Source organism: Rhizobium grahamii, assembly GCF_009498215.1.
In the GTDB taxonomy this organism is placed as follows: Bacteria; Pseudomonadota; Alphaproteobacteria; order Rhizobiales; family Rhizobiaceae; genus Rhizobium; species Rhizobium grahamii_A.
Genome location: NZ_CP043499.1, coordinates 562,357 through 578,164, shown reverse-complemented (window position 1 = coordinate 578,164; position 15,808 = coordinate 562,357). Strand labels below are relative to the sequence as shown.

Genomic DNA, 15,808 nt, shown 5'->3' with positions numbered 1-15,808 from the left:
GGCCCTTGGCGCGAAGGTCTCCAACAGCGCCCCTTGGGGCAGCCCCTGAAAATCTAAAGTGTGATGCCCCGGCGCCTCTTCGCTGGCTGGGGTAGCTCGCGCGCAAGCAAATGGAGGCAGCACGAATGAGTGTGCACAAGACCGTGGTAATTACCGGTGCATCGCAAGGCATCGGGGCCGGACTGGTCAAGACGTTCCTCGATAAAGGCTGGAATGTAGTCGGAACGTCGCGGCGGATCAGCGAGGCGACGTCGTTCGATCGCGCCGGTAGGCTGGAACTTGTCGATGGCGATGTGAGCGACCCTGAAACCGCCGAACGCGTTTCGCAAAGAGCTATCGAACAGTTCGGCTCCTTCGACGCGCTCGTGAACAATGCCGGCGTATTCTTCACCAAACCCTTTCTCGAATACACCATCGACGACTTCCGTCAGCTCTCTGCCACCAACATTGAAGGTTTCATCCACTTCACGAAGCATGCCGTCGGACAGATGCTCCGGCAGAGGTCGGGGGGAAGTATCGTAACCATCACCTCGTCGCTGACCGATCATCCGATCGCCGGCGTGAAGGCATCCCTGCCTATGATCACCAAGGGCGGGCTGAACGCGATCACCAAGAGCCTCGCATTGGAATTTGCAAGCGACAACATCCGAGTGAATGCGGTCTCGCCAGGCGTCGTTGATACGCCGCTGCATGCCACCGGCTCCAGGGACTATCTGCGCTCACTGTCGCCGATGGGCACGATAACCGCGGTCCAGGAGATTGTGGACGGGGTCGTCTATCTCACGGAATCGTCCAACATCACCGGGGAGGTGCTGCACGTCGACAACGGCGCACATCTGGGCAAATGGTAGCCCCGAGCGCCGAGGCCAGAATGCGCGAGACAGCACTGGTCCTCCCCCCTCCTCCAACGCCGTTTGGCGCATACGTCGAGGCGGTTCAAATCGGCTCCCTGCTGTTTCTCAGCGGGATGCTCCCCGTCGTCGGGCACGCGCCCTTGTACATCGGCCGGGTCGGCAAGGAACTGTCCATCGCCGAAGGTTACGATGCCGCAAGAACCGCATGCTTGAGCGGACTTTCCGCGGCGCGGTCGCATCTCGGTTCCCTGGACCGGATACGAACGATCGCCAAGCTCGGCGTCTACATCGCGGCACCGGACGATTTTCGTGACCATCCGAAAGTGGCGGACGGCGCTTCGGAACTGTTGCTGTCCATCTTCGGCGAGAAGCGCATCCCACCCCGCATCGTGCTCGGCGTCTCCAGTATTCCTCTGGGGATGCCAGTCGAAGTCGAACTGGTTCTGGAGATCGACTCCTAGCAACGCCCCTTTCCCAAGCTCAAATGGAGGCAATTATGAAAATCAGAACTCCGAGATCGACTGGAGTCGCAATGTCATCGAAATTTCTGACGGCCGCGGCTCTCCTGATGCTTCCCGCACTCGCGCTCTCCGGACAGGCAATCGTGGCCGAAAAGTCCGATCGGCCGGCGGACGCGAAATCCCAATCCGAAAGCGAACGCCCGCAAATCCGGGTGGAAAAGCGCACGCCCGGCTACTGGCGCGTGACCTTCGATAATCCGCCGTTCAATATCTTCGGTCCGGAAACCATCCCGCAGATGGAGAAGGTAGTCGCCGAGATCGAGACGGACCCGAATCTTAGGGTCGTCGTCTTCGACAGTGCTGTGCCGGGATTCTTCCTGACCCATTACAATTTCACCCCTCCGCTCGCTGAATCGACCGGCCTTCCCGCGGGGCGCACGGGGTTACATCCCCTGCCCGACATGCTGGTTCGCATAAGCAAAGCACCTATCGTCTCGATCGCCCTGATCCGCGGCCGGGCGACGGGCGTCGGTAGCGAGCTCGCGCTTGCCAGCGACATGCGGTTCGCCAGCAGGCAAAAGGCAATCCTTTCTCAATGGGAGGTCGGCTCCGGCTTTGTTCCGGGCGGCGGCCCGATGGCCCGGCTCCCCAGGCTGATGGGACGCGGACGCGCGCTCGAGGTGCTCCTGGGATCCGACGACGTGAATGGCGACCTCGCCGAGGAGTACGGCTACGTCAACCGTTCCTTCGACGACGACAAGCTCGACCCGTTCGTCGATGCGCTGGCCACTCGCATCTCCGGATTCGACCGCCAGGCCATCGCCGACACCAAGCGCCTCGTCGACTTTGCGAGCCTTCCCTCGGATCCTGAGATCGGAGCCGGATGGGATGCATTCATCTCCTCGGTGCAGCGACCCGTCGCGCAACAGAAAATCGGCAGGTTGATGGAGATGGGCTGCAGACCAACCCGGACATCGAAACACGGCTCGGCCATTATACCGGAACCTTGGCTGAGAAGTAGGCCAAGCGGCACCCACGCATCGGTTCGGCAGGTTGCGCGGGTGCCGACACGCTAAACAATCGCGTTGCTACGGTCATCCTTTCCTGCTTGCCGCGCAAGCAACCGCAATGAACCAGGCCATTGCAGGCGGTGACCGATCTCGCGGAACCGAGAGAAGATCTCATCCACCACGATGGTGATAGGTTCGCGGCGTGCAAAAGCGCCGCCTACTGCTCAATCGCGTTGATTTTCGTGAAGCAATGGGCCACCGGCCGCCTTGGGTCGAGAGAGCCTCATTCAGACTAACGGTAGCTTTCGCTAGACTTTTTTAGCGAAAGCTACTTGCTCTTGGAATGCTTATGCGGCCGCTGACTTCGCCGCCATGGTGGCCTTCGCCCACCAGACCAACTCATCGAGCGCAGTCTTCGCCGAAGGCAGAAGGTTGGCCTCGATCTCCTCGATCGGCTTGTTGCCGCCGAGCGGAGACGTCGCGAAGAAATCGCCGGCGCCGATGTGCACTGCGGCATGCGTTGAAACCATCTGGAGTTCGACGCCGATACCGCGCAGATGTTCGAGTGCCCGTGCACCGCCCATGCTTCCGTAAGCGATGGCAGTGAAGGGCTTGCGGCCCCATTCGACATAGGCCTGGTCGAGCGCATTCTTGAGAACGCCAGTGATCGAGCGATTGTATTCCGAAACCACGAAGATGTAGCCGTCGTAGCGGCCCACGGTCTCCTGCCAGCGGACGGCCTCGGCGCTCTTGCTCGGCGCCCATGCGTTCGAAGCCACCTCATCGAAGAACGGCAGCGGATGATCGCGGAGATCGACAACCTCGACGTCGATATCGCCACGTTGCCGGGCCTGCTTCAGCATCCATTGTGCCGGCTTATCGGCGAACCGGGTCGGGCGCGTGGAGCCAATGATGAGGGCAATTTTCGGTTTCCTAGACATGCGAACCTCTTTGTTGGTCATGGGGGTCGGTTGGCAACTACTTTGCGGTGAGAACGTCGGCGTAGGCGTAAAGACCGGGAGAACCACCGGTCATGATGAAGAGAACGTTGGATTGCGGCGCAATTGCTCCGCTTTCGATGTCGGACAGCAAACCAGCGAAAGCCTTGCCGCCGTAGACTGGGTCAACAAGCAGACCCTCGGATCTGGCAAGAAGCTCGACCGCCTCGATCATGCTGCTCGTCGGCATCCCGTACCCTTCTCCAAGTTGCGCTTCGCTGATCCGAAGATCGGCCGGAGCCACTCTTGCATCGATCGACAGGAACTTCAGAACCGCGTCGATCTTTTCCGCTGTTGCGGTCAAGCACTTCTCCGCCGGCGAAAGCACCGTGTGTGCGGCAATCCGAGAGGGGTGGGAACCCGCGATCACCAGACCGGCGGCCAAGCCGGCATGCATCCCGCCGCTTCCATTTGGAATGACGATCTGGTCAAACGTGACACCGATCTCAGTCGATTGTCGAGCAAGCTCGAAAGCGCAGTCCACATAGCCCAGGCAACCGACTGTCGTTGAGCCGCCGAGGGGCGCCATGAATGCCTTCCTGCCGGTTTCGCCGATCTCCGCCACCCGGAGCGCCGCAAACCCGGCCGCATCCTCGCCAGGGTTCAGGATGTGAATGCGCGCCCCGAACAATCGGTCGAGCAGGACGTTGCCGTTAGCCTGGTAGATTTCGGTGTTGCGAGGGACCATCTGGGCTAGCACCAACTCACAAGCGAGGCCAGTCCTCGCGCAAGCGGCCGCCGCCAATCTCGCAAAGTTGGACTGAACGCCCCCTGTGACAACGAGAGTGTCACAACCCTCCGCCTTCGCCTGCCCTATGAGAAACTCGAGCTTGCGGACCTTGTTGCCGCCGCCGCCGAGCTCCATGAGATCGTCTCTCTTCGCCCATATCGATACGCCGCGGCTGCGCTCGCCCAGGACCTCTTCAAGACGCGCCAGGCGCTGGATTGGAGTCGGCCCCTTCATCAGTCGCTCGCGAGGAAGGCTGCGCAAAGGATCGTGGTCAGTCATTGGATTACCCTCAAATGTCACGGTTTTTTCGGCTTCCCTGCCATACATGAAAATGAAGCTTGCAACACGACAGTCACCACTCACGACCGCAGCTAGTGCGCCGCCGTCGGAATGCCATACCGAGAAGCCGGAACACTACGTGACAGATTCGGCATCAGCTTTTGACGTGCCGCCTCATAGGCATTCCAATCGTCTTCGTCAGGCACGGATGGCAGCGTGATCAACTCGCCCATGTCCAGCCCCGCAAGAGCAGCATCGACCGTATCGTCGGGCTTCATCACAATGTTGCTTGGGAGCCGATCCAGAGATCCGCCCGAGGCATCCCAGAACGGTGTTCCCACTGCGCCTGGGAGCACAGCCTGGATCCTGATGTTTTTCTCAGCCAACTCCTTCTGCAGTGAGAAGGTCAAGGCGATGACGAACGCCTTGGTCGCACCGTAAACGCCGTTGAGAATCTCCGGCGCGATCCCCAGTGCCGAGGCCATGTTGACGATGGTGCCGTTGTCGCGGGCGACAAACGATGGAGCCACTGCGTAGACGAGACGCGTCAGCGCGGTGACGTTGACCTTGATCATCCGCTCCATGGCTTCAACATCAGACATGAGAAGCGGCTCGACGGCGCCGACGCCTGCGTTGTTGACGAGCATCGTTATAGTCGGATCGCTTCGAAGAATTCCTTCGACCTTGAGCAAATCGTTCCGCTGTTCGAGGTCGGCGCGGACGGTAGTGACATTCCGTCCGGTGGAACTCGACAAGTTCTTTGCAACTCTATTCAGAGCGTCCTGGTTCCGAGCCACCAGCACGAGGTCGTAGCCTCGGCGTGCGAGGCGGTCAGCATAGATCGCTCCAAGTCCAGACGACGCGCCCGTGATAAGCGCAGTGCCTTTGCCGGTGATGGTCATTGCAGGTCTCCCTTTTTGTTCATCGGATGAAACGAGCTGAGGGTCGTCAGGAATTTGGCAGTTGTCAGACAGCGGTTTAGGGTTCGCCAGGTAGTGGCTCAGACGCTATTGCACGATGGTATCGGCGATACTTATGGATTGGGCGAAATGGGCCAGCAGTCGACACCATCGGATAATGGACAGCCGATCGGCGCGAGTGCATCGTCTCCCCCGTCGCGGCAGGTGTCGCCGAATTCAAGGGGAAGCGAAATGACGATTCAGGAAAGCGTCAGAGCCACGACGACGGTAGAGGGCAACGTCGACATGAAGCTCGAAGTCATTGTCATTCCGGTCTCCGACGTCGACCGCGCCAAATCGTTCTACACCGGTCTCGGGTGGCGGCTCGACGCGGACGTATCTGGAAACGACGGCTTCCGAGTGGTGCAGGTCACGCCTCCGGGATCCCCCTGCTCGGTCATTTTCGGATCGAAGATCACTTCCGCTCAGCCGGGTTCGGCACAAGGACTTCATCTGATCGTATCCGACATTGAATTGGCTCATGCCGCCCTGGCCTCGCGCGGCGCTGAAATGAGTGGCGTCTTCCATGATGCCGGCGGGCTCTTTCATCGCCGCGGGACCGAGGGTCGACTGGCCGGCCCGCATCCGTCACGCGCCAGCTATGGCTCCTTCGCCTCGTTCAGCGATCCGGACGGGAACGGCTGGGTCTTTCAAGAGGTGACGACGCGCCTCCCGGGCCGCATCGATGCAAAGGGAGCGGCCTATACGTCTGCCACAGATCTCGCAGGCGCCCTTCGCCGAGCCGCCACCGCTCACGGTGAGCACGAGAAGCGGACTGGCGGGAACCACGACGAGAACTGGCCGGATTGGTATTCGGAATATATGCTCGCCGAGCAAGCCGGATCGACGTTGCCGACCTGAGCCTCAACTCGCGGGCCGGTGCACTCGTTTTGCCGATTCCGCGAGATCACGGTCGCCTTCCTCGACCCTTTGCGCGCGCGTGATCGCCGTAGCCGGCGCATTAGCTTCGGGGCAGCGGCAGCCAGACGTCGTATCACTCCGCATCCAACACCATTGGACAATAGACAGCCGAAAGCCCATAATGCAGCTTTCACGCCCATGGATTGGAATGGCGTGCGGATGAAGGATAACAACCAGACAAGATCAGCACGTCCAAGCGGGGTCGCGTGACAAAGGCGCTCCCCGACACTATCCGCTTTGCGGGCGCCAGCCTTGGAACCCATCGGCACGTGTGTGCATTCTTCAATGGCGCCGAAAACGCCTTCGACGTTCTTGCCCCCTTCATATGCGATGGATTTCAATGTGATCACAGGGCCATCCACCTGGTCGGCGCAGACAAGCGCGAAGAACACATCGCGCGTTTGCGTTGTGAAGGGATCGACACAGAGGCGTCGCAACGTTCTGGACAGCTCGAAATCCGCAGCACGGTCGACACCTATCTCCAGAACGGACGATTTGAACAGGACCGTATGGTGGAGGCATTCACGGCGCTGGCGAGCGGCAACGCCGATGCGAAATATCCCCTAAGCCGTATCGTCTGCGATATGGATTGGGCAGCCGATGGGCAGGCGCATCTGCAAGATCTCATCGAATTTGAATCTCGGGTCAACGACCTCTGGAGCCAGCACGACGACGTCGTGATCTGCGTCTATGACCTTGCCAAATTCGGCGGTGACACGATCGTGGATATATTGCGGACACATCCGCTTGTCGTGATCGGTGGCATCCTCAGGGAGAACCCTTTCTTTATCCCGCCAGCGCAGTTTCTGAAGGAGTTGCGTGCAAGGCGTTCCGGAAAAGAGGAGCAGTCGGTCGCTGCTGAATGACATGCCGGACATGATCGTGGTGGCGTCTGAGAACGATAGGCTCCGACGTTGCATGAACGATATTCTCAGCATCACGGCACTTCCGGCAACGTGGGCTGGGGGTGACGTAGATGGCATTGCCGGCACCCTGCTTGATGCACTGCGGGCGATCCTAGACGTCGACTTCTTGCTGCTTAGAGTCGACAGACATGGGGATCAGCCCGAAATGCTGATGGGGCGATTTAGCGACACTGATGTCCGTGCCCCCTCCACCCTTCTCGCAAATTTGTTAGCGGCCTTCGGAACGAGCGTCGGCGATTGGCCTCACCACGCCGAGTTTGAGAGGGGCGGATCCACCTTCAGATTGCTCACTGAAAAACTCGGCATCCAAGGGAAAATTGGTGTTCTTGTTGCCGGATCGAGCCTGCCTTCGTTTCCAAGCGAGCAGGATCGGATCGTCGTGCACGTTGCCGCCAGTCAGGCTGCCATCGCGGTCGCCGAGGCATTCAGAGTCCGCGAAGACACCCGCGCGGCCGCAGCCCGTGAGCTCAATAAGGTTGTAGACGCGATACCGGTGATGGCGTGGTCGACGCTTCCGGACGGCCGGGCAGATTTCTTCAATGCACACTTCCTGACGTATCTAGGGATAACGACCGAGCAAGCTGCGGGATGGGGATGGGCAGCGGCCCTGCATCCCGAGGATTCGGGACGGCTCCAAAGCGTCTGGACGCGATTACTCGCTTCCGGTGCACCCGGAGAAACCGAGGCTAGGCTCCGGCGATGGGATGGACAATACCGATGGTTCCTGTTCCGCGCCAATCCCGTGCATGGCGAGGATGGATCCGTCGTTCGATGGTACGGCACCAACACTGACATCGACGATCGTAGGCGGGTTGAGGAAGAGTTGCGCCGGAGCGCGGCATTGATGACGCAGGCCCAGCGGCTGACGGTGACAGGGAGTGTGTGGTGGAGGCCCGCTACCGGAGAAATCTATTGGTCCGACGAGGCATACCGTGTGGCGGGGCAAGCGGTGGGTACTTCGCCGACCGTGGAAATGATGTTCGATCGCTGCCATCCGGAAGATTTGTCGATCGTGCGGGACTTGATCTCGAACGCGATGAACTACGGTCAGAATGTGGACCTCGAGCACCGACTTATCATGTCCGACGGGGCCATAAAGTATGTCCATGTGGTTCTACAGAACATCGGTGCTGACCCGGCAAATCCGGAGTTTATCGGTGCGGTCGCCGACATCACCGAAAGGAAAATCGCCGAAGAAAATCTGCGGCGAAGCGACGTCCTGCTAAGCGAGGGACAACGAATTAGCCGTACGGGAACGTTCTCGTGGAAGGTTGAGACCGACGAGATCACCTTCTCGGACGAGCTTAACCGCATCTTCGGCTTCGAACCCGGAAAGGTCGTAGATTTCGATGGAATTGGCCAAAGGGTCTATGAAGAAGATTTGCCTCTGCTCGCAGCCCAGATGGCTGAAGTCAGGCAGGGTGGCGACAACCCGGATTATGAAATTCGGCTCTTCGTCGATGGGCAGGTGAAGCACGTCCGGGTGGTTGGGCGCATAATCAGGCATCTTGACGGTTCGAACGAATGCATCGGCGCCGTGCAGGATGTTTCGGCGCAAAGGATAGCGGAATTGGCGCGCGACAAGCTGCGTTCCGAACTGGCGCAACTGGCCAGGGTGATGAGCCTGAGCACAATGGCCGCGTCGATTGCACATGAGGTCAACCAGCCGTTATCGGGTATCATCATGAACGCGAGTGCCTCCCTCCGCATGTTGTCCGGATCGCCTCCAAACATCGATGGGGCGGTCGAGACAGCAAAACGAACCATCCGGGATGGGAATCGCGCATCCGACGTTATCACGCGCCTGCGAAATCTCTTCAAACGAGGCGTGGCGACGGTTGAGCAACTCGATCTCAACGAAGCCATCCGCGAGGTACTTGGATTGCTTGCCAACGACCTGCAGCGCGGAAGAATTACTTTAACGGCGGAACTTTCGGCTGCACCCCCTCTTATCATGGGAGACCGTGTTCAACTGCAGCAGGTTATAATGAACCTTCTTCGCAACTCGACCGACGCCATGACGGATATTGACCCACTGCAGAGAAAGATACTCGTTCGTACGGCGTTCGAGCACCGCGAAATCAAGGTCGCAGTAGAGGATCAGGGGGTCGGCCTCGCACTTGTGGATATCGAGCGTTTATTCGATGCATTTCACACGACGAAACCCAACGGCATGGGGATCGGGCTTTCAGTGAGCCGCTCGATAATCGAGGCCCATGGGGGAAGAATATGGGCGGAGGCTAATCCTTCCGGCGGCGCCATTTTCAGCTTCTCGCTGCCGATTTACGGGGGCGCAGGAAGTGAGCGGCCGCTTTCGGAACTAAATTCATGAGCAAATTGCATGAGCCACTCGTTTCGGTCGTCGATGATGACGAGTCCGTAAGGGAAGCCCTTCCCGATCTCATCCGGATCTTTGGGTTTGATGTCCGCGCGTTCTCGTCTGCGGCAGAGTTTCTCGATTCCGAGTGGCTGGAAAAGACCGATTGCCTCGTGCTCGACGTCGCGATGCCCGGAATGTCCGGTCCTGAGCTTCAGGAGGAACTGGTCAGAAGGGGGGAAACAATTCCGATCGTTTTCATCACTGCACACAAGGATGAAAACGAGAAAATTCCGCTGCTCCAGAGCGGCGCGATTGCCTGTCTGTTCAAGCCCTTCAGCGACGTGGCCCTTCAGGAAGCATTGGATCTGGCGTTGGCCTAACCAGAACGCAAAACTTCCGATCCTCACATGAAGTGCCGCAGGTTGCCGCTCCCGCATCGCTACACCAACACCTTAGGATAATATACGGCAGGTTGCTGTAATCATACCCTATCTGCGTAAGCTGAGCTCGAAAGGACAGTCATGGAAGCGGGGCTCGTTCGAGTTCTCGACACTTTGCCGGGTATGGTTTTCACCGCCCTGCCCAGCGGCGTTATCGATTTTGTGAACAAGGGCTTGGCAGAATTCACCGGTATCCCGCTTTCTGGCGCTGACGGCTGGAGTTGGCCGATAGATCCTGAACTTGCCTGTGCCTCGACGTTTCCAGAGAATTTTCGCTCGATGCTGGCGCTTGCCGAACCGTTCCAGATGGACGTGCCTATCAAGCTTCCTGATGGTGCCAGTCGCTCACTCCTTATTCGGTGCAATCCCATGGAAGACGCCGGTGATGCTCGTCGATGGTACGGGATTGCCACCGAACGTACCGCAGATTGCATCAGGCATCATGACGACAACGATTTTCAGCGCATCGTCGATAGTATCCCCGTCCCGGTCGCCGTCACCACGCCTACCGGAGATGTCGAGGCGCTCAACAATCCGGCGCTTGAATATTTCGGCATGACCCTCGAACAGTTGAAGAAATGGAAGGCGACTGAAGTCGTCCATCCCGAGGATCTTCGAGATACGATCGAAGATCAGCTCGAAGCACACCGCACGGGCACCTTCTACAATGTCGAAAGCCGGCATTTGCGCTGGGATGGGATCTACCGCTGGCACAACGTGCTTGGATTGCCATTGAGAGATACCCACGGAACGATACTGCGGTGGTTCCACTTGCTTGTTGACATCGACGATCGCAAGCACGCCGAACTGGAGCTGGCCGCGCGCGAACGTGAAGCACGTGTGGTCCTTGAAAGCATTCCGGCCGGGATTGGCGTCATTGGCGTCACTGGCGAAGTAGAGGCGATCAACGGTCCACTGTTGCGCTACTATGGCCGATCGCTCGAGGAGCTCCGCCAATGGGGTAGCACCAATGTCGTTCACCCCGATGATATGCCGAGAATGCTCGACGCGGTCGATCGGGCTGTTACTCTTGGCGAACCCTATGACCTCGAAGTTCGGCTTCGGAGAGCTGATGGAGTTCATCGCTGGTTCCAGGTGACTGGCTCACCATTGAGGGACGACGATGGCCGAATTGTACGCTGGTACGCCCTGCACGTTGACATCGACGACCGTAAGCGGGCCGAGCAAGCGCTCGCGGATCGAGAACGCGAATCCCGCTTTATCGTAGACGGCATCGCAGGAATGATTGCGATCTTCTCCCCGGAGGCAAAGCTGATCGGCGGCAATCAACAGATCATCGACTATTTCCAACGCCCCATCGCTGAACTCGACAATTGGGCGACCAACGGGATTACACACCCAGACGACCTGCAGGTATGTATCGACAGCTTCATGGAGGCTATAGTCACCGGTGAGCCCTATGATTACGAGACCCGTTTTCAGCGCCATGACGGAGTTTGGCGGTGGTTCCAGCTGAGAGGTTTGCCGCTTCGTGATGCCGAGGGACAGATTGTCCGCTGGTATGGCCTGTTGACTGACATAGACGATCGGAAGCGCACTGAAGAACAGCTTCGAAGGAGCGAAGCCTTTTTGGCCGACGCACAGCGTCTGAGCAAGACCGGTAGCTTCTCATTGCGATTGGACACGGGTGAAATAGTCTGGTCCGCGGAAACGTATCGGATATTCGACGTAGAGCCGACCAGCCTTGTAACCCTGCAAACCGTGCTATCCCGGCTCGACCCCGACAGCGTCCTCACCGTGCGCAAGGTGATCGAAAGAGCGCGCGATGGGAACACCGATTTCGACTACGACATCAAGCTCATCATGTCGGATCAGTCGGTCAAGTATGTGCGTGTTCTGGCGCACAGCGAAAAGAACAAGGATGGCGAGCAGGAGCTCACCGGGGCTGTGCAAGACTTCACGGAAAGCCGCATGGCCGAAGAAGCTCTCAATGAAGTTCGCACGGAGCTGTCGTATGTGACCCGCGTCACGAGTCTTGGTGTTCTGACCGCATCCATTGCGCATGAGGTGAACCAGCCTTTGGCTGGCATCGTGACCAATGCCAGCACGTGTCTTCGCGTCCTTGCGTCCGAACCTCCAAACCTGGAGATCGCCAAGGATACCGCGCGGCGCATGATCCGTGACGCGAACCGCGCAGCCGATGTCATCGTCCGGCTGCGGGCTCTGTTCAGTCGGAAGCCACCCGCGATTGAGCCGATCGACATGAACGAGGTTGCCAGCGAAGTGATCGCTCTTGCGTTCAGCGACATCCAGCGAGCTCGAGTCTCGGTCGTTTCCGACTTCGGCGTCGGCCTCCCTCGCGTTGCCGGCGCCCGTGTGCAATTGCAGCAAGTTATCATGAACCTGCTCCGAAACGCGATTGAAGCAACCTCAGCGGTTAAGGATCGAGCGGGCCGCATCGTCCTCAAGACCGAAGCGAGCGGTGCAGAGGTTCAGCTGATCGTTCAAGATACCGGAATTGGTTTCGGCGTAGACGGCACCGAGCGAATTTTTGACGCCTTCTACACGACCAAGCCCGATGGAATGGGGATCGGGCTGTCGGTCAGCCGTTCGATCATTGAAAATCACAATGGGCGCCTTTGGGCAGAGAGCAATGCGCTGTACGGAGCGACTGTCGGCTTTTCCGTTCCCGCTCACCAGCCGCACGGGCGGACTGATCGTGACGCAGAGAGTTTAGTACCCGCAACTGAGCTTGCAGGGAGGGCAGAATGACAAACAGACAGAAACATCTCTCCGTGGTCGATGACGACGAGTCCGTTCGAGAAGCGCTGCCAGACCTCCTTCGCTCATTCGGCTTCAGTGTCGATGCCTTCAGTTCTGCGGAGGCATTCCTGAACGCGGAGGCATTCAAGATCAGCGACGGCATGATACTCGATATCGCCATGCCCGGCATGACCGGACCGGAGCTTTACAAGGAGCTATCGAGGAGAGGCCAGCGGGTGCCGACCATCTTTATTACGGCACTCAAGGATGAAATCCTGCGGACCCGTTTACTGAATGAAGGAGCCCTTGAGTGTCTCTTCAAGCCGTTCGGTGACGATGAACTGCAGGAAGCACTCCGCGCTATAGCTTAATGACTACGCCCTCTCGATGTATCGAAGAGGGCTCAAAAGGCTGCGCCGCCACTGTTAGGCGATCTGCTGCAACATGATGTAAGCTTCAGCTCCCGGGTGCGCGATGGGTCGGATATGGAAGCGGATTTCGGCGAAGTCTTGAATGCACTTCCAAATATCGTCTTCACTGTGCGTGCAGATGGCCGCGTCGATTTTGTAAACCATCGATGGGAAGAGTACACGGGGCTGCGGTGGTCGATGAAGGATCATTGGAGCTGGGAGGATGTGGTCGAGCCCACCGATTTGCCTTCGCTGACTGCGACCCTGCATGCCGGCACGGGGAAAGAGGCTCGCGAATGCGAGGTGCGCCTGCGAAGCACAGATGGTCGTCTTCGATGGTTTCTTATCGGCTGCAGACCCATCAGGGCGGCTTCGGGTGAAATATCAAAGTGGTGCGCCATCGCAACTGATATCGACGACCGCAAGATTTCCGCGCTCAGCCTCGCCGAGAGCGAGCGCGAGGCAAGATTGATCCTCGGCACTATCGCCGGGATGGTCGCGCTCTTTACGCCTGATGGGCGCTTGAACGGAAGCAACCAGCAGCTTCTCGACTATTTCCAGATGCCCCTCGAAGAGGTTGCCCAATGGGCGACCAATGGCATTACCCATCCCGACGACCTGGAACACTGCATCGACACGTTCACCTCATCACTCAGGACCGGCGATCCATACGATTTCGAGACTCGCTTCCGACGCCATGACGGCATGTTCAGATGGTTCCAGATTCGGGGCTGCCCGTTCGAGACGAAGGCGGAAATATCATCCGCTGGTACGGGCTGCTGACCGATATCGACGATCGGCGAAGGGCCGCCGATGCATTGCGCGAGAGCCAGAGCCAACTTCATCTGATTGTCAATTCGCTTCCTGGCTTGATCATTGTGCTCCGACCCGATGGTTCGGTGGAGACTGTGAACGACCAATCCCTGCGCTTCTTCGGCTATGATTTTGCCGAGCACCAGAACTGGCAAACCAACGACATCATTCATCCGGACGATCGCGCCCGAGCCGTTGCGCTGTTTGCCGAAGCGGTCGCTTCGGCTCAGTCCTATGAGGTAGTGGAAAGGCTTCGCCGCCATGATGGCGTGTATCGGTGGTTCCAAGTCCGGGGGAATCCGGTGCGAGATCACGAGGGATCCACGATAAGGTGGTATTTTCTCCTCAACGATATCGACGACCGTAAGCGCGCCGAGAGTGCGCTGGCAGACAGCGAGAGGGAATTCCGTCACATCGTCAATATGGTGCCTGGGATGATCATACTTTCCACCCCCGACGGCACGCTTGATGGAAGCAACCAGCAGCTCCTCGACTATTTCGGCATACCGCTGGAAGAGGTCCAAAGCTGGGCCACCAATGGCATCACCCATCCCGACGATGTACAGATCAATATCGATAAGTTCATGGGCTCGCTTGAAAGCGGTGAACCCTACCACTACGAAAGCCGGTATCGCCGTCACGATGGTGCGTTTCGCTGGTTCCAGGTCCGCGGCCAGCCCCTCAGGAACGCCGAAGGCAAGATCGTTCGCTGGTATGGCCTCCTCACGGATATAGACGATCGCAAGAATGTCGAGGAGGAGCTAAGGAGGAGCAGGGCGTTCCTCGCTGCAGGACAGACCGTCAGCAGCACCGGCACATTCTCTTGGAACGTACAGACCGACGCGCTGACGCTCTCCGATGAGTGGTTGAGGATTTTCGAGTTGGACGGTGAGCGCGTCACACTTGAACAGATCAGGGAAAGAATCCACCCTGACGACCTCGGTTTTCTGGCTGAAAAGATGAACTCGGTTCGCGAGGTCGGCGGCAACCTAGATTATGAGCTGCGGTTGTTGAGCCGCGAAGGCGCCATCAAGCATATCCGGGTGATCAGCCAGGCGATTGACCACCAGGACGGACACAGAGAATCGCTCGGTGCCATCCAAGACATCACTCAGAAACGCATGGCGGAGGAGGCAGGCGACCAGCTCCGTGCCGAGCTTGCGCGGCTGACCGGGTTCCTTAGCCTTGGCCAGATGTCCGCGGCAATCGCCCATGAAGTCAACCAGCCGATTTCGGGGATCCTCACGAACGCCGGCACATGCCTGCGGATGCTATCGATGGAGCCCCCAATATTGAGACGGCACTCGAAACGGCTCGACGCACCATTCGCGATGCCAACAGGGCTACCGAAGTCATCGTCAGGCTGCGAGCGCTATTCGGCAAGCGTACGATCAGCTTTGGAAAGCTCGACCTCCACGACGCCGTGAATGAGGTCATCGCCCTTCTGGCCAACGATCAGAGGAGAAACAGCGTCGTGATCCGGACCTCGTTTCTGCGGGATCTCCCTCCAGTCAACGGTGACCGTGTGCAGCTCCAGCAAGTCATCAGCAACCTGCTCCGAAACTCGATCGATGCCGTCAAAGGCATTCGGGATCGGTTGAAAATGATCGAGATCCGTACCCGGATCGACGACGACGGTCTTGTCGGCTTAGCCGTCATTGACAACGGGATAGGAATTGAAACGGATTCCGCTTCGCGCTTGTTCGAGGCGTTCTACACCACGAAAACGGATGGGATGGGCATCGGTCTCACCATTTGCCGCTCGATCATCGAAAACCATGGCGGCAGACTGTGGGCTGAAGCAAATGATGGCCCTGGCGTAACCATCCACTTTTCCCTCCCCGCCTATTTGGCTGCGGCAGAGACCTCGCCAACCTTCGTATAACGGCGTCCAGGACCAAACTCTCGGACCGATACCAAGGTGTCGTCGATACCTTTGTGCAATGGTGAGGCCGCCCCATCG

General features: G+C 58.5%; 14 protein-coding genes and 1 pseudogene. 12 read left to right on the top strand and 3 right to left on the bottom strand.

All coding sequences use genetic code 11. The features are described 5' to 3' along the window. Positions 1-125 precede the first annotated feature (125 nt). The 3 genes and pseudogenes from FZ934_RS21570 to FZ934_RS21560 all read left to right on the top strand — a co-directional run bounded on the left by FZ934_RS21570 (position 126) and on the right by FZ934_RS21560 (position 2,336). Positions 126-851: an SDR family NAD(P)-dependent oxidoreductase gene (locus FZ934_RS21570; protein ID WP_153272937.1), complete on the top strand. Its 726-nt coding sequence runs from the start codon at positions 126-128 to the stop codon at positions 849-851. After that, on the top strand, positions 845-1,315 hold the full coding sequence (locus tag FZ934_RS21565) for a RidA family protein (RefSeq protein WP_153272936.1): 471 nt from the start codon (positions 845-847) through the stop codon (positions 1,313-1,315). The genes FZ934_RS21570 and FZ934_RS21565 overlap by 7 nt, the downstream gene beginning before the upstream one ends. 35 nt (positions 1,316-1,350) lie before the next feature. Continuing rightward, positions 1,351-2,336, top strand: a pseudogene (locus FZ934_RS21560) (enoyl-CoA hydratase/isomerase family protein). Positions 2,337-2,672: 336 nt separating this feature from the next. Here FZ934_RS21560 and FZ934_RS21555 read toward each other — a convergent pair. The 3 genes from FZ934_RS21555 to FZ934_RS21545 form a co-directional block, all read right to left on the bottom strand. Then, entirely contained in the window at positions 2,673-3,266 is a 594-nt protein-coding gene (locus FZ934_RS21555; RefSeq protein WP_153272935.1) for an NADPH-dependent FMN reductase, read from the bottom strand. 37 nt (positions 3,267-3,303) lie between these two features. Continuing rightward, the gene (locus FZ934_RS21550; protein ID WP_153272934.1) at positions 3,304-4,332 is read right to left on the bottom strand and encodes a D-cysteine desulfhydrase family protein; all 1,029 of its coding nucleotides are present in this window, start codon (positions 4,330-4,332) and stop codon (positions 3,304-3,306) included. 92 nt (positions 4,333-4,424) lie between these two features. Beyond that, a complete protein-coding gene (locus tag FZ934_RS21545; RefSeq protein ID WP_153272933.1) occupies positions 4,425-5,234 on the bottom strand; it encodes an SDR family NAD(P)-dependent oxidoreductase in 810 nt (269 codons plus the stop codon). A gap of 249 nt (positions 5,235-5,483) precedes the next feature. Here FZ934_RS21545 and FZ934_RS21540 point away from each other — a divergent pair, with 249 nt between their 5' ends. The 9 genes from FZ934_RS21540 to FZ934_RS28260 all read left to right on the top strand — a co-directional run bounded on the left by FZ934_RS21540 (position 5,484) and on the right by FZ934_RS28260 (position 15,730). Then, positions 5,484-6,152: a VOC family protein gene (locus tag FZ934_RS21540; protein WP_153272932.1), complete on the top strand. Its 669-nt coding sequence runs from the start codon at positions 5,484-5,486 to the stop codon at positions 6,150-6,152. A gap of 266 nt (positions 6,153-6,418) precedes the next feature. Further along, positions 6,419-7,078, top strand: coding sequence for an MEDS domain-containing protein (locus FZ934_RS21535; protein WP_153272931.1), 660 nt, complete (start codon positions 6,419-6,421; stop codon positions 7,076-7,078). Positions 7,079-7,130: 52 nt separating this feature from the next. Continuing rightward, the gene (locus tag FZ934_RS21530; RefSeq protein WP_246738007.1) at positions 7,131-9,470 is read left to right on the top strand and encodes a PAS domain-containing protein; all 2,340 of its coding nucleotides are present in this window, start codon (positions 7,131-7,133) and stop codon (positions 9,468-9,470) included. Next, a complete protein-coding gene (locus FZ934_RS21525) occupies positions 9,467-9,838 on the top strand; it encodes a response regulator (RefSeq protein WP_153272929.1) in 372 nt (123 codons plus the stop codon). Before FZ934_RS21530 ends, FZ934_RS21525 begins: the two co-directional genes overlap by 4 nt. Positions 9,839-9,979: 141 nt before the next feature. Continuing rightward, positions 9,980-12,631, top strand: coding sequence for a PAS domain-containing sensor histidine kinase (locus FZ934_RS21520; protein WP_153272928.1), 2,652 nt, complete (start codon positions 9,980-9,982; stop codon positions 12,629-12,631). Next, on the top strand, positions 12,628-12,993 hold the full coding sequence (locus tag FZ934_RS21515; protein WP_153272927.1) for a response regulator: 366 nt from the start codon (positions 12,628-12,630) through the stop codon (positions 12,991-12,993). The genes FZ934_RS21520 and FZ934_RS21515 overlap by 4 nt, the downstream gene beginning before the upstream one ends. A gap of 114 nt (positions 12,994-13,107) precedes the next feature. Next, a complete protein-coding gene (locus FZ934_RS28270; protein ID WP_246738006.1) occupies positions 13,108-13,815 on the top strand; it encodes a PAS domain-containing protein in 708 nt (235 codons plus the stop codon). Positions 13,816-13,850: 35 nt separating this feature from the next. Continuing rightward, positions 13,851-15,272 (top strand): PAS domain-containing protein, encoded by a 1,422-nt coding sequence (locus FZ934_RS28265; protein ID WP_246738005.1) that lies wholly within the window; start codon positions 13,851-13,853, stop codon positions 15,270-15,272. After that, the gene (locus FZ934_RS28260; RefSeq protein WP_246738004.1) at positions 15,269-15,730 is read left to right on the top strand and encodes a sensor histidine kinase; all 462 of its coding nucleotides are present in this window, start codon (positions 15,269-15,271) and stop codon (positions 15,728-15,730) included. Before FZ934_RS28265 ends, FZ934_RS28260 begins: the two co-directional genes overlap by 4 nt. Positions 15,731-15,808: the final 78 nt, after the last annotated feature.